The sequence below is a fragment of the Streptomyces sp. NPDC006879 genome, assembly GCF_042869595.1.
In the GTDB taxonomy this organism is placed as follows: domain Bacteria; phylum Actinomycetota; class Actinomycetes; order Streptomycetales; family Streptomycetaceae; genus Streptomyces.
Genome location: NZ_JBIAGC010000036.1, coordinates 1 through 20,461, shown reverse-complemented (window position 1 = coordinate 20,461; position 20,461 = coordinate 1). Strand labels below are relative to the sequence as shown.

19 protein-coding genes and 1 pseudogene are annotated in these 20,461 nt (G+C 69.1%); 13 read left to right on the top strand and 7 right to left on the bottom strand.

The genetic code is table 11. The features are described 5' to 3' along the window. Nucleotides 1–354 precede the first annotated feature (354 nt). Nucleotides 355–900 carry an ATP-binding protein gene (locus tag ACFYMC_RS22805; protein WP_388528280.1) on the top strand — a complete coding sequence of 182 codons (546 nt, stop codon included), beginning with the start codon at nt 355–357 and terminating at the stop codon, nt 898–900. A gap of 216 nt (nt 901–1,116) precedes the next feature. Here ACFYMC_RS22805 and ACFYMC_RS22800 read toward each other — a convergent pair whose 3' ends face one another. After that, entirely contained in the window at nt 1,117–2,355 is a 1,239-nt protein-coding gene (locus ACFYMC_RS22800) for an ROK family protein (protein WP_388528278.1), read from the bottom strand. A gap of 128 nt (nt 2,356–2,483) precedes the next feature. Between ACFYMC_RS22800 and ACFYMC_RS22795 the strand changes: the two genes are divergently transcribed. Beyond that, nucleotides 2,484–3,176, top strand: a complete 693-nt coding sequence (locus ACFYMC_RS22795; RefSeq protein WP_388528276.1) for an alpha-ketoglutarate-dependent dioxygenase AlkB family protein — start codon at nt 2,484–2,486, stop codon at nt 3,174–3,176. A 63-nt stretch (nt 3,177–3,239) separates the two neighbouring features. Next, a complete protein-coding gene (locus ACFYMC_RS22790; RefSeq protein ID WP_388528274.1) occupies nt 3,240–4,016 on the top strand; it encodes a maleylpyruvate isomerase family mycothiol-dependent enzyme in 777 nt (258 codons plus the stop codon). Nucleotides 4,017–4,287: 271 nt separating this feature from the next. Here the strand turns inward: ACFYMC_RS22790 and ACFYMC_RS22785 are convergent, their stop codons facing one another. Beyond that, complete coding sequence (locus tag ACFYMC_RS22785; RefSeq protein WP_388528272.1) at nt 4,288–4,983, bottom strand: TetR/AcrR family transcriptional regulator; 696 nt, start codon at nt 4,981–4,983, stop codon at nt 4,288–4,290. Nucleotides 4,984–5,194: 211 nt separating this feature from the next. On the opposite strand from ACFYMC_RS22785, the gene ACFYMC_RS22780 reads away from it, so the two are divergent. Further along, nucleotides 5,195–5,662 carry a nitroreductase family deazaflavin-dependent oxidoreductase gene (locus ACFYMC_RS22780; RefSeq protein ID WP_388528270.1) on the top strand — a complete coding sequence of 156 codons (468 nt, stop codon included), beginning with the start codon at nt 5,195–5,197 and terminating at the stop codon, nt 5,660–5,662. A 95-nt stretch (nt 5,663–5,757) separates the two neighbouring features. On the opposite strand, the gene ACFYMC_RS22775 is transcribed toward ACFYMC_RS22780, so the two are convergent. Then, nucleotides 5,758–6,999 carry a geranylgeranyl reductase family protein gene (locus ACFYMC_RS22775; RefSeq protein ID WP_388528346.1) on the bottom strand — a complete coding sequence of 414 codons (1,242 nt, stop codon included), beginning with the start codon at nt 6,997–6,999 and terminating at the stop codon, nt 5,758–5,760. A gap of 404 nt (nt 7,000–7,403) precedes the next feature. On the opposite strand from ACFYMC_RS22775, the gene ACFYMC_RS22770 reads away from it, so the two are divergent. Then, a complete protein-coding gene (locus ACFYMC_RS22770; RefSeq protein ID WP_388528268.1) occupies nt 7,404–8,768 on the top strand; it encodes a dipeptidase in 1,365 nt (454 codons plus the stop codon). A 91-nt stretch (nt 8,769–8,859) separates the two neighbouring features. Further along, complete coding sequence (locus ACFYMC_RS22765) at nt 8,860–9,564, top strand: MBL fold metallo-hydrolase (protein WP_388528266.1); 705 nt, start codon at nt 8,860–8,862, stop codon at nt 9,562–9,564. A gap of 159 nt (nt 9,565–9,723) precedes the next feature. On the opposite strand, the gene ACFYMC_RS22760 is transcribed toward ACFYMC_RS22765, so the two are convergent. Both ACFYMC_RS22760 and ACFYMC_RS22755 read right to left on the bottom strand, forming a co-directional pair. Continuing rightward, entirely contained in the window at nt 9,724–10,767 is a 1,044-nt protein-coding gene (locus ACFYMC_RS22760; RefSeq protein WP_388528264.1) for an NUDIX domain-containing protein, read from the bottom strand. After that, nucleotides 10,764–11,069 (bottom strand): hypothetical protein, encoded by a 306-nt coding sequence (locus ACFYMC_RS22755; protein ID WP_388528262.1) that lies wholly within the window; start codon nt 11,067–11,069, stop codon nt 10,764–10,766. The genes ACFYMC_RS22760 and ACFYMC_RS22755 overlap by 4 nt, the downstream gene beginning before the upstream one ends. Nucleotides 11,070–11,138: 69 nt before the next feature. On the opposite strand from ACFYMC_RS22755, the gene ACFYMC_RS22750 reads away from it, so the two are divergent. The 4 genes from ACFYMC_RS22750 to ACFYMC_RS22735 all read left to right on the top strand — a co-directional run bounded on the left by ACFYMC_RS22750 (nt 11,139) and on the right by ACFYMC_RS22735 (nt 15,156). Then, nucleotides 11,139–11,579, top strand: coding sequence for a DUF6624 domain-containing protein (locus ACFYMC_RS22750; RefSeq protein ID WP_388528260.1), 441 nt, complete (start codon nt 11,139–11,141; stop codon nt 11,577–11,579). A 67-nt stretch (nt 11,580–11,646) separates the two neighbouring features. Beyond that, nucleotides 11,647–12,684: a beta-ketoacyl synthase N-terminal-like domain-containing protein gene (locus ACFYMC_RS22745; protein WP_388528258.1), complete on the top strand. Its 1,038-nt coding sequence runs from the start codon at nt 11,647–11,649 to the stop codon at nt 12,682–12,684. Further along, nucleotides 12,569–12,973, top strand: coding sequence for a hypothetical protein (locus ACFYMC_RS22740; protein WP_388528256.1), 405 nt, complete (start codon nt 12,569–12,571; stop codon nt 12,971–12,973). The genes ACFYMC_RS22745 and ACFYMC_RS22740 overlap by 116 nt, the downstream gene beginning before the upstream one ends. Before the next feature lie 287 nt (nt 12,974–13,260). Continuing rightward, nucleotides 13,261–15,156 carry an SMI1/KNR4 family protein gene (locus ACFYMC_RS22735; protein WP_388528254.1) on the top strand — a complete coding sequence of 632 codons (1,896 nt, stop codon included), beginning with the start codon at nt 13,261–13,263 and terminating at the stop codon, nt 15,154–15,156. Between the two features lie 440 nt (nt 15,157–15,596). Here the strand turns inward: ACFYMC_RS22735 and ACFYMC_RS22730 are convergent. Beyond that, a pseudogene (locus ACFYMC_RS22730) lies at nt 15,597–15,711 on the bottom strand (dTDP-4-dehydrorhamnose reductase); the annotation flags it as partial. A 570-nt stretch (nt 15,712–16,281) separates the two neighbouring features. On the opposite strand from ACFYMC_RS22730, the gene ACFYMC_RS22725 reads away from it, so the two are divergent. Further along, nucleotides 16,282–18,531, top strand: coding sequence for a P-loop NTPase fold protein (locus tag ACFYMC_RS22725; RefSeq protein ID WP_388528252.1), 2,250 nt, complete (start codon nt 16,282–16,284; stop codon nt 18,529–18,531). 99 nt (nt 18,532–18,630) lie between these two features. Continuing rightward, on the top strand, nt 18,631–19,467 hold the full coding sequence (locus tag ACFYMC_RS22720) for a hypothetical protein (protein ID WP_388528251.1): 837 nt from the start codon (nt 18,631–18,633) through the stop codon (nt 19,465–19,467). Here the strand turns inward: ACFYMC_RS22720 and ACFYMC_RS22715 are convergent. Then, the gene (locus tag ACFYMC_RS22715; protein WP_388528249.1) at nt 19,436–19,843 is read right to left on the bottom strand and encodes a hypothetical protein; all 408 of its coding nucleotides are present in this window, start codon (nt 19,841–19,843) and stop codon (nt 19,436–19,438) included. The genes ACFYMC_RS22720 and ACFYMC_RS22715 overlap by 32 nt on opposite strands. Nucleotides 19,844–20,126: 283 nt before the next feature. Here ACFYMC_RS22715 and ACFYMC_RS22710 point away from each other — a divergent pair, with 283 nt between their 5' ends. Continuing rightward, nucleotides 20,127–20,369 carry a DUF6207 family protein gene (locus ACFYMC_RS22710; RefSeq protein ID WP_388528248.1) on the top strand — a complete coding sequence of 81 codons (243 nt, stop codon included), beginning with the start codon at nt 20,127–20,129 and terminating at the stop codon, nt 20,367–20,369. The last annotated feature ends 92 nt before the right edge of the window (nt 20,370–20,461 follow it).

Genomic DNA, 20,461 nt, shown 5'->3' with positions numbered 1-20,461 from the left:
CCCGCTGGCCGGGCCCGGTGCTCCCCGGGCGGCCCTTCCTTCGGACTGTACCTCTCCGACCTGCACAAACCTTGACTTTGGGTATCCATCGGCATCGCTTGTGGCCACTCGGAACAGCCGCTGCGCGCCCTCTGGTGCCAGGGCCCGAGTGGGGGCAGACTGCCGTGAGGTCCGGGCGCGAGTTGCGTAGCGTCAGGCGCTGGGTGACGCTTGTGTGACCTCACTCAGGGTTTACCGGCGGTGACGCTGTGAACCAGCCCGCTCCGTCGGACCGAACACCGGACCCCAACAGCAGGCAGCCGCTGCTGGAACGGATCTTCGTCTTCTTCCGGACCCATTCGGGGAGTCGCAGCCGTGATCAGTAATCCGAGCAGGCACTGCACGGTGGAGCTCCAGGCCCTGCCGTCGCGGATAGGCCAGGTCCGCAGAATCGTTACTGCGCAACTGCGCTACTGGCATATGGACCCGTTGATAGACCGGGCGGCGCTCGGCGTGACCGAGCTCCTGAGCAACGTCCACCGGCACGCCCGGCCGGACAAGACGTGCACCGTGGAGATCGAGCTACTGCTCGACCGCCTCACCGTTTCGGTGCGCGACAACGATCCACGACTCCCGGTACGCAAAGACGCGGGAGGACTGGAGACCTGCGGGCGCGGGCTCGCGCTGATCGAAGCGGTGAGCGAAAGCTGGGGCGCCCGCCCCAGTGACGCCGGCGGCAGATCGGGCAAGGTCGTGTGGTTCACCCTCCCGGCCTGCACCCCGGACGCCGGCCTGGAACTCAGACCAGCAGTGGACGCCGTACCCCAGGGGCCGCCCGAACCTCTGGTGGCCCAACCACCGGCCGGGGCTCCCGAGCAACCTCCGCTCGCTCCGGCCGCCCAGCCCGCCTACGCGGGCTGAGCCGCCGGGAGCAGATCGCCCCGGGAGGGGGCCCGGGGCGCGCTTGGCACTCTAGCCAGCGGATCGGCACGTTCCATTGGAAAGTGCCGAACTGGTGAGTGAGGGACGGGTGTTCCTCACACTGGACCGCCGGACACCGGTTCACCGGAAGCAGGCGGGCACCGGTCCTCCGCACCCGCGGGCCGACCGACCGCCAGGCGTAGCCCGCCCGGCCCGTCAACTCAACGCACCCAGCGGATCGTCCAGGACGTGCTGCCAGGCCAGCTCGCCCGCACCGACCAGGCTGTTGTGGGCCAACGAGCAGGGAAGGATCGGCACTCCCCCACTGCGGCCCCACAGACTGCGGTCGGCCACCACCGCGCGCAGCCGCTCCGGATCGGCCTGAAGCAACTCGCCGTGCAGCCCCCCGAGAATGATCCGGTCCGGGTTCAGGATGTTGACCAGCCCGGCGAGGCCGAGCCCGAGGCGGTCGATGAGCTCGGCCACGGCCCGTCGCACACCGGGGTCCGCGGCCTGGGCACGAAGCAGTTCGCGCGCCTGCTGGAGCAAGGAGACCTCGGGGCCCGGATCTCGGCCCGCAGCCGTGAGGAAGGCCAACGGATCGGCCTCGACGTCCAGGCACCCGCGACTGCCGCAGTGACAGGCCCGCCCCTCCGGGTTCACCGTGAGGTGCCCCACCTCCAAGGCCAGGCCGGCGCTACCGGTGTGCAGCCGGCCATCGAGGACGAGCGCCCCACCGACCCCACGGTGGCCGGTCGCCACGCACAGCAGGTGCTGGGCACTGCGCCCGGCGCCGTGCCGGTGCTCGGCAAGGGCCGCGAGGTTGACGTCGTTGCCGGCGAGGACCGGTCCCTCGATGCCGGCCTCCCTTACCCGCTGCGCGAAGATGCCCTGCACTCGGGCACCGGCCGGCCAGGCCAGATGCAGGGGGTTGAGTGCGGTCCCCTCCGGCTCGGCCACCGCCGAGGGCACGGCGAGACCCGCCCCGATGCATCGCCGCCCACTACCGGCCAGCAGCTCCATCCCGGCGGCCACCACCTCCCCGAGCACCTGGGCCGGGTCGGCGGAGACGGTGACACAACCCGGGCTGGTAGCGACGATCTGGCCGCCCAACCCCACCAAGGCGGCCCGGAAGCCGTCGGGGTGGACCTGCGCGGCGAGCGCTACCGGGCCCGTGGCATCGACCGACAGGCGGTGGGAGGGGCGGCCCTGGGCCCCGCCGGCACCCCTTGGACTGGAGTCCACCCGGATCAAGCCCAGGGCCTCCAGCTCGGCGGCGACGGCACCGGCCGTCGCGCGGGTGACGCCCAGCTCGGCGGTCAGCACGGCCCGGGTCGGCGCGCGGCCCGTGTGGACGAGTTCCAGAGCGGGCCCGAGTGCACTGCGCCCGCGCTCCAACCTGCTCCGCGTGGACGCGTCCCCCACCTGCTGTCCAGTGGTCGCCTTGCCGTTCATGAAGGCGAGTCTCGCATGATCCCAGGATCGCCCCACACCGGCTTCCCCATCCCCACCACGGCGCTACCGTCGGAAGCGGGGGACCCAAGAGCGAACGGGCCGCAGCCGACACCGGCCGGAGGAGAACGATGGACACACTCTTCCCGCGACCGCGGGCGATCCTCGCGCCCGGGGCCGTTCACGTGCCGAAGTGGCTCTCGCCCACTCAGCAGCGCGAGCTGACCCGAGCCTGCCGCAGCTGGGCCCGCGGCCCCGTACCACTACGACACACCACACTGCCCGGCGGCGGGACCATGTCCGTCCAGACGTTGCGCCTCGGTTGGCATTGGCAGCCGTACCGGTACTCCCGCACGGCCGAGGACGTCAACGGGGCACGGGTCGCGCCATTGCCCCGGTGGCTGAGCGAGCTGGGCCGGGCAGCGGTCCAGGAGGTCTACGGCGAGCTGGCCTCGCAGTACGGCGGCGCGGACTACGCGCCCGACACGGCGCTGGTCAACTTCTACGCGCAGGGCGCTCGCATGGGCATGCACCAGGACAGGGAGGAGCGATCCGGTGCGCCGGTCGTCTCGCTCAGCCTCGGCGACCGTTGCCTGTTCCGATTCGGGAACCCACAGTCACGCGGTCGCCCCTACACCGATGTGGAACTGTCCTGCGGAGACCTCTTCGTCTTCGGCGGCCCCTCTCGCTTCGCCTACCACGGGGTACCGAGGGTGTTCCCCGGCACCGGCAGCACCGAGGAATGCGGACTGCGCTCCGGACGGCTCAACATCACGGTGCGGATGACCGGCCTCCACGATCCCGATGCGGCGCCCTCCGGCTGACCTCGCCGCGGCGGTAGGGCCCGCCCGGAGAGACCGTCGAACATCTGGTGGCACAATCCCTCCATGACCAAAGGGGAGTTGCAGCAACCATCGGCGCCCATCACCATCGACTCGTACCTCCGGTCCTTGGAGCGGGAGGGCCAAGCCCTCGCGGAGACCGCGGCCAAGGCGGGAACGGGAGCGTTCGTACCGACGTGTCCCGGCTGGCAGGTCTCACAGTTGCTCAGGCACACCGGGGTCGTCCACCAGTGGGCGGCCGGGATCCTTCGCAGCGGCGCTCCTGGGTACCAGCCGATGGGCCCTGAACCCACCACGGACGGTGAGGCGCTGGTCGAGTGGTACCGCACCGCTCACCGGCAGTTGCTGGACGCGTTGCGGGCGGCACCACAGGATCTGGAGTGTTGGACCTTCCTGCCCGCCGCGAGTCCTCTGGCCTTCTGGGCTCGCCGCCAGGCGCACGAGACGACGGTGCACCGGCTCGACGCCGAAGCGGCGCTCGGCATCGAGTACACCGACTGCGCAGCGGCGTTCGCGGAGGACGGACTGGACGAGCTGACCGCGGGTTTTCATGGCCTGGACCGCAGCAAGGTGCGCACCCCTGGACCAAGGGTGTTGCAGTTGCACGCCACCGACACCGGCAGCCGGTGGACCATGACCCTGTCCGAGGAGAAGCCCCCGCAGACGGTCCGCGGCGAAACGGCGCCGGCCGAATGCCAGTTGGCGGCACCCGCCGCGACGCTCTACGCCGCCCTGTGGAACCGGCGGCCGTTGACCGCCTTGACCATCACAGGAGACATCAGGCTGGCCGAGCTGTGGCGGGACACCTCCCCCATCGGATAGCGCTGCCACAGCCCACGCTCGCTCCCCCTCGGCGCGACAGGGCACGAGGTGGAGCGCGGCACGGATCGCCGTGGGCGGATATCGCCCACGGCGGCATCCACTCGGCCCCGCCCCTCGATCAGGCCGGGACCTGCGGCGAGTGTGGCCGCAACCCGCACCCTCGACACACCGCGACGGGCCAACCACAATCGCCGCGCGGGCCCGAGCGGTACGGCCGTGGGGGGCGGCGCCACCGACGACGCCCGCCTACGCTCAGCCGCCCCTACGCTTCTCACACTTCACCCAACAGTCCTACCGATACGCCTAGTTGGGCAGCGGCATAGGAAAAGAAGGCCTCCCGCTCCTCCACGACCCGGTGGAACTGGCCGAACACCTCGAAGGAAACCAGGCCGACCAACTGCGCCCAGGCGGCAACCAGCGCGGCCACCACCGCCGGGGGCAGGTCCGGCGCGAAGTCAGCCGCCATCCGCTGTGCCTCGGGGGCGAGTTGCTCGGGAAGCAGCGGCAGGGCCATCCCGCGGCTCACGTACGCCTCTCGGCATACGGCGATGAGCGTGAGCGCCGTACGGGAGGCCGGACCGACGGTGTCCTGCGGCGCGGAGTAGCCGGGCACCGGAGAGCCGTAGATCAACGCGTATTCGTGCGGATGATCCAACGCCCAGGTGCGTACGGCCGCCGAGACGCCCACCCAGCACGCGAGGCCGCTCCGGTGATCGGAGCGGGCGTGGGCGGCTTCTGCCGCGGCCCCGACGGCGTCGTAGGCATCGATGATCAGCGCCGTCAGCAGGTCGTCACGGCTGGGGAAGTAGCGGTAGAGGGCCGACGAGACCATGCCGAGCTCACGGGCGACGGCCCGCAGCGAGAGTCTGGCAGCCCCTTCCGCGGCCAGTTGACGGCGCGCCTCGTCCTTGATCGCGGCGGTGACTTCAGCGCGAGCGCGTTCACGGGCCCCTCGGACTGTACTCATGCGGATCAGTGTGCCAGAGATTCGGAGCACTGAACCAAAACGTAACCGGTGCTCTATTCCGTGAGCAGTGCTCTTGCGAGGGCGCGCGCATCCGTGCAGACTTAAAGAGAGAGCACCGCTCACAGATTGGAGCACCGCTCGGGTAGGTTGCACCCACGTACCTTGCCGAGCGGCTCGATACGCTGTCCTCAAAGACGCCCAGGAGGCGAAGATGTCCGCCTACTACTTCCAAGCAGGCCCGGTGGCAACACGCCTCAACAACGTCATCGGGCTCCTCGCCCGCCTCGGGGTGAGCCTCATGGGTACCGCTGAACTGTCCGTCCGTGGACGGAAGTCCGGCCAGATGCAACGCCTTCCCGTGAACCCCCACGTCCACGAGGGAGCCCAGTACCTGGTCTCCGCCCGGGGCCACTCCCAGTGGGTGCGCAATATGCGGGTGGCCGGCGGCGGCGAGCTGAGGGTCGGACGTCGAGTGCGCACCTTCACCGCGGTGGAGGTCCCGGACGAGGAGAAGCCCGCGGTGCTGCGCAGCTACCTCAAACGCTGGGGCTGGGAGGTGGACCGCTTCTTCCAAGGCGTGACCGCCGACTCCACCGACGAGGAACTAAGGTCAGCCGCCCCTGACCACCCCGTCTTTCGCATCACGGTGACCAAGGCCGCGCCGGGCAAGCGGTCCTGAGCTGTCGCCACCGGACGGAAGGGGCCGAGCGGTTACCCGGGAGCGCCCCCGCCCGGCACGCTCCCCCCCGCCCGGCAACCTCGGTCGACTCCCGCTCAGCCCGCGGGCTCAGCGCCCTCCTGCGCGGTGGCGCGGCCCGCCTGACGACGGTCCAGGGCGTGCAGGGCCCGCCGCGCCGCCGGCGAGCTGCGCACCATCTCCCCCAACGAGCTGGACCCTCGGGTGATCTTCACGAAAGCCCGCCAAGCGGGCCGGAATCCGGTGATCGCCGCGTGCAACAGGCCCGGGTGCCGCTCGAAGAGCGTGAGCATCCGCCGCCCCACGGCCATCTCCACCCCAAGGCCCGCCTTGACGGCGAAGGCGTAGTTCAGCGCCTGGCGCCGCGCGTCGACGCCATCCTGCGCCTCCGCGATCCGCACCGCCCATTCCCCTGCGAGGCGCCCCGAGCGCAGGGCGAAGGAAATGCCCTCCCTGGTCCACGGCTCCAAGAGGCCGGCCGCGTCGCCGCAGACCAGCACCCGGCCGCGGGAGAGCGGCGACTGCGCGCTACGGCAGCGGGTGAGGTGCCCCGAGGAGACTGCGGGTTCGAACCCGGCCAGGCCGAGCCGGGCGATGAAGTCCTCCAAGTACCGCTTGGTGGCCGCCCCCTGGCCGCGCGCCGAGATGACCCCGACGGTGAGCGTGTCCCCCTTGGGGAAGACCCAACCGTAGCTACCGGGCAGCGGGCCCCAGTCGAGCAGCACGCGTCCCTTCCAGTCCTCCGCGACCGAAGGCGGTACCGGGATCTCGACCTCCAGTCCGAGATCCACCTGCTCCAGCTCGACGCCCACATGGGCACCGATCCGACTCGCGCTACCGTCCGCGCCGACCACGCAGTGCCCGAACACGGTCTCGCCGTCGGACAGGACAACCGCGACGGTCCTACGGTCGGGGACGGCGGCGCCGTGCTGCTCGACCCGGACGACGGTGGCCCCGGTACGGAGTCGGGCTCCCGCCTTCTCTGCTTCCGCGACGAGGGCGGCGTCGAACTCCGGGCGGTTGATGAGGCCGAAGAGCGTGTGCCGGGAACGACGGGTGCGGGTGAACTTGCCCCCGAGCGTGAAGGTCACCGCGTTGACCCGGTCCTTGAGCGGAAGGAGGAAGCCCGGCGGCAAGGCGTCACGGGAGGGACCGATGATGCCGCCGCCGCAGGTCTTGTAGCGGGGCAGTTGGGCCTTCTCCAACAGAAGGACCCGCCGTCCGGCGCTCGCGGCGGCGTGGGCGGCCGTGGCCCCGGCCGGACCCCCGCCCACCACGATGACGTCCCACAGTTCCCGCTCCTCCTCCCCGGGAGGAATTCCGCCCTCCGTGGCCTCACGGCCGGCCAGGGGCGAGGGCTGATCCACCTCCACGGCCGCTGCTTGGGCGTGGGCCGCCTCCGGCACGGGTCGAGCGGCTTCGCCCTCTCCCGGCCCGCCGGGCGTGGCAGCCGGCTCCGCCGCGTCACCACGGTCCGCCCCGGCGCCCCCGGTCTGCGCGGCGCCCTCGACCTCGTGTACGTCCTCGCTGCTCACGTGTGCTTTCGCTCCTGATCCCACAGTGCTCCGGTGCCGAGCCGAATCCTACGGCGAGGCCCACCGCGGGCCCGCTGTGGGAGGATCGGATCAGCCTTGTGCCGTATCCCGCATACGCGTCACCCCGCGGACTCGGGCGGCGCACCGGCTTACACCTCTCCAACGTCGCACCCATGAGGAGCGTGCCCATGTCGCCGAATCCGGTTGCCGATTCCGTCGCCTCGCTGATGTCCCGAGCGAAGACGGAGCTGGCCGAGCTGGTGGCCTTCCCGTCGGTTGCGGATCCGGCTCAGTTCCCCAAGAGCGAGTGCGAGGCCGCGGCCCGTTGGGTGGTCGGCGCCCTGGAGTCCGAGGGTTTCCAGGACGTGGCCCTGCTCGACACCCCCGATGGCACCCAGTCCGTCTACGGATACCTGCCTGGTCCTGCGGGAGCACCGACCGTGCTGCTGTACGCGCACTACGACGTACAGCCACCGCTCGATGAGGCCGCATGGATCTCCCCGCCCTTCGAGCTGACGGAGCGGGACGGTCGCTGGTACGGCCGTGGCGCCGCCGACTGCAAGGGCGGCTTCATCATGCACCTGACGGCGCTTCGCGCCCTCCGGGCGAACGGCGGCGTTCCGGTCGGGGTCAAGGTGATCGTGGAGGGAAGCGAGGAGCAGGGGACCGGCGGCCTCCAGCAGTACGCCGAGGCGCACCCCGAGCTGTTGGCGGCGGATGCCATCGTGATCGGTGACGCGGGGAACTTCCGGGTGGGGCTGCCGACTGTGACTGCGACCCTGCGGGGCATGACGCTGGTACGGGTACAGGTGGACACACTCGGCGGCAACCTGCATTCGGGGATGTTCGGTGGCGCGGCTCCCGATGCGTTGGCCGCGTTGATCCGCGTCCTGGACTCGATGCGCGCCGAGGACGGTTCGACCGTCGTGGACGGCTTGGCCACGGACGCTTCTTGGGATGGTCTGCAGTACCCGGAGCAAGACTTCCGGGCGGACGCCCGGGTGCTCGACGGTGTGGGGCTGATCGGCTCGGGCACCGTGGCGGACCGACTGTGGGCGCGTCCGGCGGTGACGGTGCTGGGCATCGACTGCCCGCCGGTGGTCGGAGCCACTCCTTCGGTACACGCGAGCGCCCGGGCACTGGTGAGTCTGCGGGTGCCGCCGGGCGTGGACACCACTGAGGCGAACAAGGCTCTCGTGTCCCACCTTGAGGCGCACACGCCCTGGGGCGCCCGGGTGACGGTCGAACAGGTGGGCCAGGGCCAGCCGTTCCAGGCGGACACCTCCAGCCCCGCCTACGCCTCGATGGCGCGTGCGATGGAGGTCGCCTATCCGGGGCAGGAGATGCAGGTGGCCGGGATGGGCGGATCGATTCCGCTGTGCAACACGCTGACGGAGCTGTACCCGGGTACCGAGATGTTGCTGATCGGCCTGAGCGAGCCCGAAGCCCAGATCCACGCGGTGAACGAGAGTGTCTCACCACAGGAGTTGGAACGGCTTTCGGTCGCGGAAGCCCTGTTCCTGGTCAACTACGCCGAATCGAAGAAGGTCTGAGGCCGGTGGCCGCCGGTCGTTCGCGTCGGGCTTAGCTCCTGGTGCAGGGCGTTCCGGAGCTCCGGGGACGTCGGCGGCCTACGCTCGCTGCATGGACCTCGTCGAACTACTGCCCAGGCTCCACCTGTTGCGGTTCCCCATCGGGCAGGCCTACCTCTGGCGCGATGAGCGGGAGGACCTCACGCTCGTGGACAGCGGCCCGGTGGGCGCCGGTACCCAGATCGCGGCGGCGATCCGGAGCCTGGGCCTTCGCCCGGAGAACCTGCGTCGGATCGTCCTGACCCACTGCCACCGTGATCACGTCGGCTCCGCCGCTGAACTCTCGGCACGCTACGGGGCGGAGGTCCTCGCCCATGCGCTGGACACGCCCGTCATCCGGGGTGAACTGCCGGTGCCCGAGCCCGTCCTGCTGGACTGGGAGGTCCCGCTGTACGCGCACGGCCTCGCTCTTCCGGCGGCGCCACCGACACCGGTGCACCGCGAGGTGCAGGACGGCGACGACCTCGGTTTCGCCGGTGGCGCCCACGTGGTGCACGCCCCGGGGCACACGGACGGTTCCATCGGGGTCCACCTGCCGCGTCACAGAGTCCTGTTCACAGGGGACAGTGTGGCGGGTGTGGGCGGCGTGATGCTGGGCGTGTTCAACACCGACCGGGAACGCGCGCGGGAGTCCTTCCGGAGACTGGCCGCGCTGGCACCGAGCACTGTGTGTTTCGGACATGGAGACCCGGTGACGGAGGGTGCAGCAGCGGTACTGGCCGCTGCCGCGGCGAGCCCCGAGCAGGGCCAGCCCTGAGGCCGAGCTCCTGGGCGCCAAAAGTTCCTCTGTGCGCCCAGGAGTAACACTCGGCGGCGTCGAGGTCGTGCGCGGCCTTTGCGCTTCAAGGGTGTTCAGCGGCTTCGATGGGCCCGGCCGTCACGCCCGGTGGATCAGCGCGTGACGGTGGCGATGGGCTCAGCCGACGGGTACACCGTCCTCAAGGTTGAGGACCGAGCCGCGTTCACGGGCCCGCAGCGCCCACCGCAGCCTCGCATAGCGCGCCGGTGGGAGCAGGTCAGCAGCCTCTGCCTCGGTGACGAATCGCCAGGCGCGCAACTCCGGCCCCGGTAGCCGCAGCCGCCCCGCTCGGGCCGGCTCCAGCCTGCCGCCGTCGAAGAGCATCCGCAGTCCGCCGAAGGCCGGCGGCGCGGGCGGCTCCCAGTCGACGACCAACAGGCTGGGTACGCGGGCAAGTTCGAGCCCGGTCTCTTCACGTACCTCGCGCACTCCGGCCCGGGCGGGGGCTTCGCCGGGTTCGACCACTCCGCCGGGGAACTCCCAACCGGGCTTATACGTGGGGTCCACGAGCAGCACCCGATCCTGGTCGTCGAAGAGGAGGACTCCCGCGGCCAGGGTTTCCTTGGTCGGCTCGGCGGTCTGGACGATATCGCAGACGGTCGCGGAGCCGGCTCGTACCGCGGCGGCCACGCGTTCGGCGGCCTGGTGGGGTGTCAGCGTGCCGTTGTCGATGGCGAAGGCGTCTTTGGCAAGCCACCGGTGCTGCGCCTGGTGGTAGGCCTCGATGCGGTCGTGGGCCCATCGCCGCACGCGTTCGGCGTTCTCGGACTCACTCAGTCCGGGCTCCCGGCGTTGGTCGATCCGTGTGCGCAGGATCGTTTCATCTGCGGTGAGAAGGACATGCCGCACCGGAATGCGACGGGCCGCGAGCCCACCGAAGATCTCGTCCCGGTACTCCTGGCGCAACAACGTCATCGGCACCACCAGCACGCCGCCCAACTCCGCCAGCATGGCGGCGGCCCCCTCGATTACCAGCCGGCGCCAGATGGGGAGGTCCTGATAGTCACTCACCTCCGCAAGCCTCTTCGACGGCAACAGATGACGCAGAGTGCCTCCGATCACCTCGGGGTCGAAGCAGTTGCTGCCGGGGATCAGGCCGATCAGTTCGCGTGCCGTGCTGGTCTTCCCGACACCGAAAGCGCCGTTGATCCACACAATCACTCGTACTCCAGGATGGGAAGGCCGCTGAACAGCGGCGGAGCCGGATTCGCGGGACTGTCTGGGAGAGGTATGGGAAAAGTCGGCGTCCACAGCGCAGCCCCCACCACTTCCTTCTCCCACACTCTCTGGAGGTACCCAGCTATCCGCTCCTCCATCGCGAGTGTTACCTCACTGTAGGTTCCCTCCACTCCCGGCAGCTCATGGCCCATCCGCTCCTCGACCGCCACACGCGGAATGTTGCCCGGCTCGTCCAGCTTCGCCTTGTGCCAGTGCCGCAGCCGATAGATGTCCTCTCCAGCCATCTCCTCGACGGCCGGCAGCGCTGGCCGAGCCCACCGCTCGTACCGAGGCCCGGACGCGCGCCGACGGCGATGACGGCCGATCGCAGCAAGGCCGGCGCGCTGCTGCAGGCCATGGGACTCGCGGAAAGGAACGCTCACGCAACCGCCTGCCGGATCCCCGCGGCCCACCTGAGAATCCAGTTGCGCGAGATCCGGCGGACCAATGCCGAACAGCTCCGGGAGATCGTCGACGTCCACGGTTGGCCCACCCCCGGGCTGGTCGGCACCCAGGCGGCCACCAACGCCGTACGCATCCTGCTGGCCTGCGACGACCCGGGCTTCCAGATCCACTGCCGCAACCTGATGAAGCTGGCCCTCGACAGCGGGGAACTCCCGGAGATTCTGTACGCGTACGTCGCCGACACCTGCGATGTGGCGCTGTCGATTCCGCAGACCTACGGCTCACCGACCCGATCCCCGAGGCCACGGGACTGCGCCTGGTACAGGGCTCCCCCGCAACCGGCGACCTGAACATCGCCCAGGTCGACGCCTTCGGCTTCGGAGGGATCAACGCCGTCGCGATCGTGGAGGCCGCCTGATGAGTACGACGAGCACGGCACGGATGATTAGCCCGAGCGTCCGGGAGGTCGTCGTCACGGGCATCGGGCTGGCGCTCCCCGGTGTCGCGACCTACGGCGACCTCCTCGGACCGCTGCCCGGCGAGGGCGGCTTCGACCCGGCCACCGGACTCAGCGGACGCGAGCTGCGCCACAAGGACCGCGCGTCCCGGCTCGCCCTGCGGGCCGCCGAGTTCGCCCTCCACAACGCGGGTCTGACCGATGCCGACGCCACGCTCACGGGTGTGGCTGATGCGACCGCCGTCGTGGTCAGCACCAACCTCGGCAATGCGGACAGCATCTGCGAAGCAACCGACACCATCGCCCGGGAAGGCGTCAGGGGCCTCAGCCCCTTGGGCCTGCCCCAGACCTCAAGCAACGTCATCGCCGGCTGGGTGGCTATCCGCTACGGGCTGCGCGGCCCCAACCTCACCGTCTGCAACGGCACCACGAGCGGTCTGGACGCCCTCGCCTGGGCCCGCAACCTCATCGTGGCCAGGCGCGCCGAAGCAGCCGTCGTCGTCGGAGTCGAATCGGCCAACGAGGTGGCGATGAGGCTGCTCGGCGAGCAGTCCACCGACGCGGCGGTCGCGATCGTCCTCGAGTCAGCGGACGCAGCCGCTTCCCGTGGCGCGCGGCCTCGCGCCACGATCGCCGGGTACGCACGGGCCCGGGACCTCGCTGCGGCGCTGACCGCCGCCGATGTGACGGTGGAGAAGTCCGTCGGACTGTGGCTCGTCGACGAGGCGGCTGCCGGCGCGTACCAGCTGCTCGCAGCCACTCGCCGGATCGACCTGGAGGCTCAGCTGGCCCGCTCGGCAAACGCCTGCGGCACAACGCTGACAAGCTCCGCACCACCGCCGACACCCACGACGCCACCGCCCGACCTGCCGAGGCTGCCGCGTGAACCAGCAGAACGAACGCACCCGCGTCCGCGAGGCCATAGACCGGCTCCTGAACGGGCAGCCCATCACCTCCAACGGGAGTCTCACCATCGTCGCGCTCGCCGTCGAGGCTGACGTCCACCGCATGGCTCTCATGAAACGGCATGCCGATCTCAAGAACGAGTTCTACGAGCGCGTCCGCACCGAGACAAAGCAGATGCCGGAAAACGAAAAACGACTCCGCGAAACCGTCTCGAAACTGAAGAAAACTCTGGCCAATAAGGAAGCAGAGCTCCAGGAGCTTCGTCAGCAGGTGACCCTTCTGACCCTCGCCAGCGCAGTCCTCACCCAAAAGAAGGGACCCGAGAGCGAGCCTTCACCCGTCGCTGACAACGTCGTCCCCTTCCGGCCACCGAACCGCTGATGGCACTCATTGAAATCGGCCACCAGCTGCTCGGGGGTGGTCCCAGACCTGCTCAATGAATCTCCCCACTTATGCGGCCCTGACCTGCGGACGGGCGCCAGAAGGACCGGTTCTCTCATAGCTACGACAGACGGTCACGTAGCGTGGAGTGACGGCTGGCCTGGGCCTGTCGCGGTAATGACGTCACCTCACCTGCGAAAAACGCGGTCGCCCTGCTGAGGGGCCCGCCCTCGCGGTAGATGAGAACAGGGTGCCGCCTTGTCAGTGCCGGGTGACACCATCCGGCCATGAGTAGCGAATCTTTCAACTGGCACGAGTTCCTGGGACGGTGGCAGGAGGAGTGGGTTCCGCGCCCGGACGCAGACGAGGACGAGAACGGCGGGCAGACCCTCGTCCGCCCGGGCCTGCCCGGGGCGGACGAGGCGGCGATCGTCGCGGCCGAGGAGCGGCTGGGGCGGCGGCTGCCGCCCTCGTACCGGGGGTTCCTGGCCGCGAGCGACGGATGGCACGTCGACCAGACGGCCGCGATCTACCAACTCGGGGGCGCTGCGGACATCGACTGGTTCCAGGATCCGTACGACATGGCATCGCTGTACGAGCCGGATCCGGGCGACGACCCGCGCGGGGAGGACGTCCTGCTGGCCGGAATGTGGCGGCGGGCGCTTCGCCTAGAGACGGACTCCGACATGTCGCACGCCCTTCTCGACCCGGGAGACAGCGACCAGGACGGCGAGTGGGCACTCTACGTCTACAAGGGCTGGAGCGGTGAAGTACCCGACCGCTACCCCTCGTTCCGCGCATACCTGGAGGCCATGTACCGCGGCTTCCACGCCGACCGAGCGGCGCAACCCGACTTCGTGAACGCGACCACACTCACTCAGGACGCCCACGTGGACGAGGCGCACCTGCTGGCCCTGCGCGGACGGCACGAGGAGGCCATGCCCCTGCTGGAGGAGGCGTTCTCCTTCGGGAGGCCGCGCAGCGCCGTCCTGCTGAACCAGCTCAGGCAGTTGCTCGCTCCGAGCGGCTCCCAGGACTACGGCGACTTGGTGGCGGACCCGCTGTACCAGCCGGAGGTCCTGCCCCTGGAGGCCATGGAACAGGCGAACGGCCGGGGGCCGTCGGGCGGGGACGAGCAGTGGCTGCGGATGATGGTCGCCCGGGGGGCCGCCCCGGAGATCGCCGAGGCCGTGCTGGGCGCCGTGCGGGACGGCATACACCAGTACGCGCCTCCCGGTCCGTGGGGGCGGGCCGTCGCCGAGGCCCGGGAGGCGGCCCGCTGGGGCGCGACCGACGCCGCGTGGCACGTGCTGCGGGACGCGCTGCCGCTGTGGGAGGCGCTGGGGCCGCTGATGGTCGTCCCGCTCGGCCTGCTCGCCGATCCGGTCCTGGGGCCGCTGATCACTCCGGAGCGCGGGCGGGAGATCCTCGCGACACCGCGGGCCGGTGAGACGGGCCCCGCTCCCGAGCCGGTGCCCGATCTCGATCCGCCGGGCCTCACCTGGCTGACGGGGCCGTTCAGGTACGGGCAGCCGCTCGACGGCTACCGCTGCGTCTGGGTCAAGGGGGCGGATCCCGCCGACCTGCCTGCCCTGATCGGTGAGGAGGGCGCCGAACTGAGCCCGCCCGTCGATCTGTCGAGGTCTTTCCGGCGGGCGCCCCAGCCCCACGAGCGGGAGGGCGTGGAACTCTGGGAGGACCGGGCCGTCGTCGCCGTCGGCCGCACGGCTGAAGAGTGGGCCTTCGCCTTCGACGGGCCCTCCCACCGCCACCTGCACGGCCTGTTCCTGTCCCCGGCCGCGGCCGCCTCCTCGTCCGGCCGCGCGGTGGTGGTGTGGTCCGACCCGAGGCGCTCGTCCCCGGACGATCCGTCGGCCTTCCACCTATCGGTGGCCGAACACGGCCAGGAGCTCTACGCCTTCACCGTGCGGGGCATGGAGATCCAGCGCTCCGGCGCGATACCCGAGACCCTGGACCCCGCACGGCTGTTGCGGCCGGAGGATACCGAGCGGGACAACGAACGGCGGGTGCTGGAGGCCCTGCACACCGAACTGGGACTCTCGCTCCCCCGCTTCGCGCTGACCCAAGGCAGGCTCCACACCTGCACCACCCGGTCCTGGACCCGGGCGCCACGCGCAGGTGAGAGCTTCGCCTACATCAGCTTCACGCGGCACCGGTCCTGACCGCAGGCGGGCCCGCTGGCAACGACCGACCCCGGTTTCAACTCAGGTTGATCGCGCGGGCGCTGGTCGCGCCGGTCTCCTGGGCGACCTCCGTAGCCATCCGCCCTGCCCGGCGGCCCGGGCCGCCGACGCGGCAAATTGAGGGGAAGCCAGCGCGAAGCGCCGCCGAAGGCGCCCTTGAGGGCTCGGCGCGGCCCGCACCCTGCATGATCGGGCGGCCCAGGCCGACAACGCGCGACGCTCGCTGAAACTCCCCACTCCGTTGAATGCCGGAACGAGTGAGGCGACGAGCGTCCCTGGCCGAATTCAGAGATTCCCATCACCGCTGACCACTCCGCCTACAGAGCCGCCCCGGCCACCGTCACACCGGGGCGGCTCCACCGCGCCTCGGGCCCTCAGAGCACTCCACGGAATCTGAACAGATGAACTTGACAGGGAACGTAGCGGCTCAGGGCGTCAGGACCAGCAAGGTGGAAGACGCCGGCCGCGTCGGGAGCGGGCGATCTCCCACAGGGCTGAGGCCAGGTCCTCCACGTGGACGGGGCAGCGGATTTCTGGAGACAGTCCAGCCGTGTTGCAGAGACCCTACTTCCTCTTCCCACCACACACCTGTTGTTCCTCACAGAACGACAGAAGGCCTGCACCCTCTCCAGATGCAGACCTCAGCCCTTACCTCTCTCCATACCAGTCAGCCACCTACAGCAGCCGACTCCTTCTCCTCGCCCCTCCCCCACATCCGCTCGCCCAGGAGGTACATGCAGACCATGCCCGCGAGGCAGCAGGTCGCCCAGCCCAGGGTCAGCAAGATGATGTTGCCCTCGCTGCCTCGGCTTCGGCTGCCGGCGCAGGTTACATCCGCGGATGGCCGGACTCTTCCGGTCCTCAACAAGAGGTTTTGCGGATTCGGGCGCATAGCGGCTCGCCGGCCCTTACGCTGCATCGCGACGCGGACATGGCAAGTCCCAGAGGTATCGAATCTCGGGGGTACGGGTGCTGGACACATCGGGGCCAGGGGCTACGCAGTGGGAGTGGGGGCACCCTGGGGATCCTCGAATCTATGAACTCGCCGTCCGCGCCTGCCTGGCAAACCGTGACATCAGCGCGAACTTCAATTTGCGTGAGCATGTGACGACTACAGCTGTCCGGGAGGCGGCGTTCGAGGGCGACTTCATCGCTCAAGCATTTGCCTCCACCCGCACTCTGTATATCAATTATCGCCGCGCCGACCGCGAAACAATGCAAGTTACCGAAGAATACGAATTAGGGCGCGCCCAGTTATCCCTCGATTGGCCATTGAAGATATTCGCCACCGCCATATCAGCCACCCTGCTATGGGGATTCTCGGATGTCGTCTTCTTCGGCGGGTGGCTGAGCAACTGGGCAACCCTCTTCTTTATCGCCGTCGCGTTCCTTTCCGGCTTACGGATCTCCACCGATGAACCGTCGAAGCAGCGCGCCCTGCGTGCCACTTGGGTACTTTGGCTCCGCCTGCAGCTGGCCCAGCACCGAAAGGGACGCGACGATCTGCGGTCCGCTTGGGCTACTGCTCTGGAAACGGACGGCATCTTGCCGCAGATGCGGGTCGCGGTGAGCCGCCTGATCGGTGAGGATCAAGACTCATTACTGGTCTTGGAAGACCACGACGGGCTCAAGGATACGCAGAATCCCCGCTATGTGGTCGCCACCCGGGCTGTGCGTCAGCTTCGCCAGAAGATGGCCCAGATCGACGGTGGCACGATCGCAGTGTGCGGCCCACGTGGAGCCGGGAAGTCAACGCTGCTGCGATCGTGCACAGATCCACAGAGCACTCGAAGCTTGGATCTGTCGGTTTTCGTTCAGGCTCCCGCCGAATACGCGCCTCAAGAGTTCCTGCTGACCTTATTCGGTGAAGTCTGCGAAAAGTATCTGAATCAATTCAGCCTCGACCCGGCAGAGACCGGGGTTTTCGTCTCCGTCCGCAAACGGCGGGTCATGCGCGCGCTCAGAAAGACCCTGAAATGGCTGTTCGCGCTGGTGCTCGCACTGACAATTCTGGCTGTTGGCCTGGGGCGCGGCGCGCAGTGGCTCTACGAGAACTACGCGACACCCGAGGCGGTGGATCAGGCCAGGTTGTGGTGGGAGCAGGCACGGGACACTGTCGTCGGGTGGTGGCGCGACCATCCGTGGATCTCCGGCATCGCGTTGACCGCCATCGGCCTGCGCCTGCTGCCGCGGTTTCGCCGTCTGAAGCCGGGAACGCCGTCGTTGGCCCAGGAGTGCCAGCGCTACCTCTATCGGCTGCGGACAGTGCAGAACTCCACCACAGCCGTGAACCTCGGGTTGCCGGCAGTGCAGGGCGTCAGTCTCGGCACCTCCCGTACGACGTCTGTGTCGTCAGTCCCCTTTACGTTCCCCGAGTTGGTCACCGACTTCCGTGAGCTGCTGGAGAAGATCGCCAGCCAGGTGGAGACCATCTTCGATGGACGTGTCGTCGTGGCCATCGATGAGCTCGACCGGCTCGGGGACGCCGACACGGCACGCAAGTTCTTGGCCCAGATCAAGGCAATCTTCGGGATCAAGGGCGTCTACTACCTCGTCTCCGTGGCCGAGGACGTCGGAGCGGCGTTCGTCCGCCGGGGCCTGCCCCACCGGGATGTAACGGACAGCTCGCTGGACGATCTCCTGTATCTGCAGCCGCGCACGGTCGAGGAATCGAAGGACCTCCTGGCCGTACGCGCACCGAGTCTGACGCCCACCTACTGCCTGCTGCTGCACGCGCTGTCGGGAGGCATCCCGAGGGACCTCATCCGCTACGCCCGGCGCCTGGTCGAAGTCCACCACTGGACCGATCAGAAGGAACTCAAGGACCTGGCACCGAAGATGATCCTGGAGGAGCTCGCCGACACGCTGGAGGGTTTCCGCACGTTGCTGGCGATGCAGGAGTGGACCGCGGAGGGAGCGCCGCTGCTGAACCGCCTGTACATCCTGGTCCGACTGCTGCGCTCGCCGAGGGAGCAGGCCGGCATCGAGGCCCGGACCCGGATCCAGTTCCTCGCGGACAACCCGCTGCCCGAGCTCCCCACGGTCAACGCCGCGCCGGATGCCGCCTCGAATGCTGTGCCGTTCGGCACGGAGACGCTCGCGCTGTGGCAGGAGGCGTCGGCCTGCGCCTACTTCTCACTGACGCTGCTGCAGATCTTTGGTGCGCCGGACTTCGACAATCGGTACGAGGCAGCACGGAACGACAGATCCAACGCGATGAGCGGCGACCCTCAGAGGCTGGCCGAGGCGCGCCAGGAGTTGGCCGTGTCCCCTTTCAGCGCTCGCATCCTGCTCGACGACATCCGCGCCGCGTGGGATCTGGCGCCGTCGAACCCATGGCTCGACCCCCGCTGACCTCCCCCGGTCTATAGCCCGTGGCCGCCCCCAAGCCTCGCACCCGTACCCACGAGGCACCATTCCCAACTCCCTTGCTGACAGCCATGATTGCCCCTCATGAAGGAACTGGTGATCGCCTTGGGTGCGGCGGTGTTCGGTCTGGTGGGCACCGTCGTGGGCGCCGTCCTCGCCTCACGATCGGCGAAAGCAGGAGCAGACAAGAACGCTGAGACCGTGCAGCGACAGGTGCAGGACCAAGCCGCCGCCGAACAAGCGCACTGGCTGCGGCAGCAGCGTCTCAGCGCCTACGAGGGGTTTCTCGAAGCCTGGGACGAGTGCCTGCGCATCACCCGGGCGTCCCACCATCCCAGCAGCTCGGAGGCCGACGACCTGGAGCCACTCCGAGAAGCCTCAGCCCGCGTGGAAGAGCGAGCCAGACGCATCGCGTTACTCGGGCCGCAGGAGGTGACGCAAGCAGCCGAGAGCTTGGCCCGGACCATGCGTCAGAATGTCGATGTCGCCGATCGGTTCATCCAGGCGGCAGCGGGCGGAATATCCGGTTTGGATCAGGGCTCGGACGCCTACCTTGCCGCGCAAACCGCCGTACAGTCGGCCCTTGAGGACTATCAGGAACACGTTAGGCAACTTCAGGCGCTCATGGCGGATGCCCGCGAGCGTGGCGAGGACCTCAACACTCTCGATGGCCACCCGCTCCTCGCCGAGGTGCTGGCGAGCGGCAACCGTCTGCGGGAACTCCGACGTGAGGCGCTGGACGCCATTCAAGGCGACTTCGATGTGCTAGCCGGTCTGACGGCGCACGCACAAGGGATGGTCGGTCTCTTCCAGCGCAACGAGGCCGCCAGCGAGGTCAGCCGCGAGCAGTTCACCACTGCCGTCAGGCGCGCTCTCGACCCGACGCCGTCTACCCGCTCGTCTCCTGCTTCCCCTCGTTGAGCATCTGCTCCAGCGAGGCCAGCACTCGTTCTTCTTCGGCACGTTCCGCATCACTGAGGTCCGCAGTGGCCAGCTTCAACCGCAGCTTGTCCACGGCGGACTGGATCACCGGCGTTGCGTCCGGAGCTTCCGGTTGTACCGGATCGGCTCCATGGGCGCGGTGGCGATTCGCGAACTGCTCGCGCGTGATGTAGCCGTCGCGGAAGGCCTGCTCCCAGCCAGCCTCAGCGTGGTCTTCGTTCGGATCCTGCTCGCGGAAGTCGCTTTCCCAGGCGTCGGGATCGTCGACGGGAGCGGGTTCGGCACAAGGGTCCGGGTCGTAGGAGAGTCCGTAGTCCGGGCTGTCGGGTCCGTACGCGGCTCGGTCTTCAGTCATGGGCCCTCCCTGCTGCTCACCAGACGTGCCTCGAGCCTATCCGGCGTGCCCTCACACAAGGACGTGGGCGTCGGATTCGCCCGTTGGAGCTGCGGCCTGCCGTCCTTGGCCCTGGCGCTCCGGGCCGGAGGCTGCGACAGGAGCGACGAACTGTTCCGTGTCAGGAGGCCGTGGTGGCCGCGCATGGCGTGGTCGGCGTGACCGTTCGGGCATGGTGACCGCTATCGGGTAAATGTCGCGGCTCTGGTGAACCCGAAGCGGGTAGGCCGGCGTCGTACCGGCCATGTCACTTCGCTATGCAGTCTCGGACGATCACCTCGGTCTGGGCACTCTGACCAAGCAAGGTTTCGCCCGGATCGAAATCGTCGCGGGAGACGAGGACACCGTGCAGCAGGTCGCCGGCGCCATCCGCACCCTCGGAATCTCGCCGAGCGGCAGCTGCCGTGTGTGGCAAGTGCCAGGCAAGGTGGGCGTACGGACTCGGACCTGGATCGACATCGCCCCAGAGGGCACGGCCGGGGAGTGAGCTTGCTCCGCTTTGACGGACACCCTCGTTGTGGTGGTCAGACCGCGAGTGTGGTCTCGTAGTCGGCGGGGCTGCGGTAGCCCAGGCTGCTG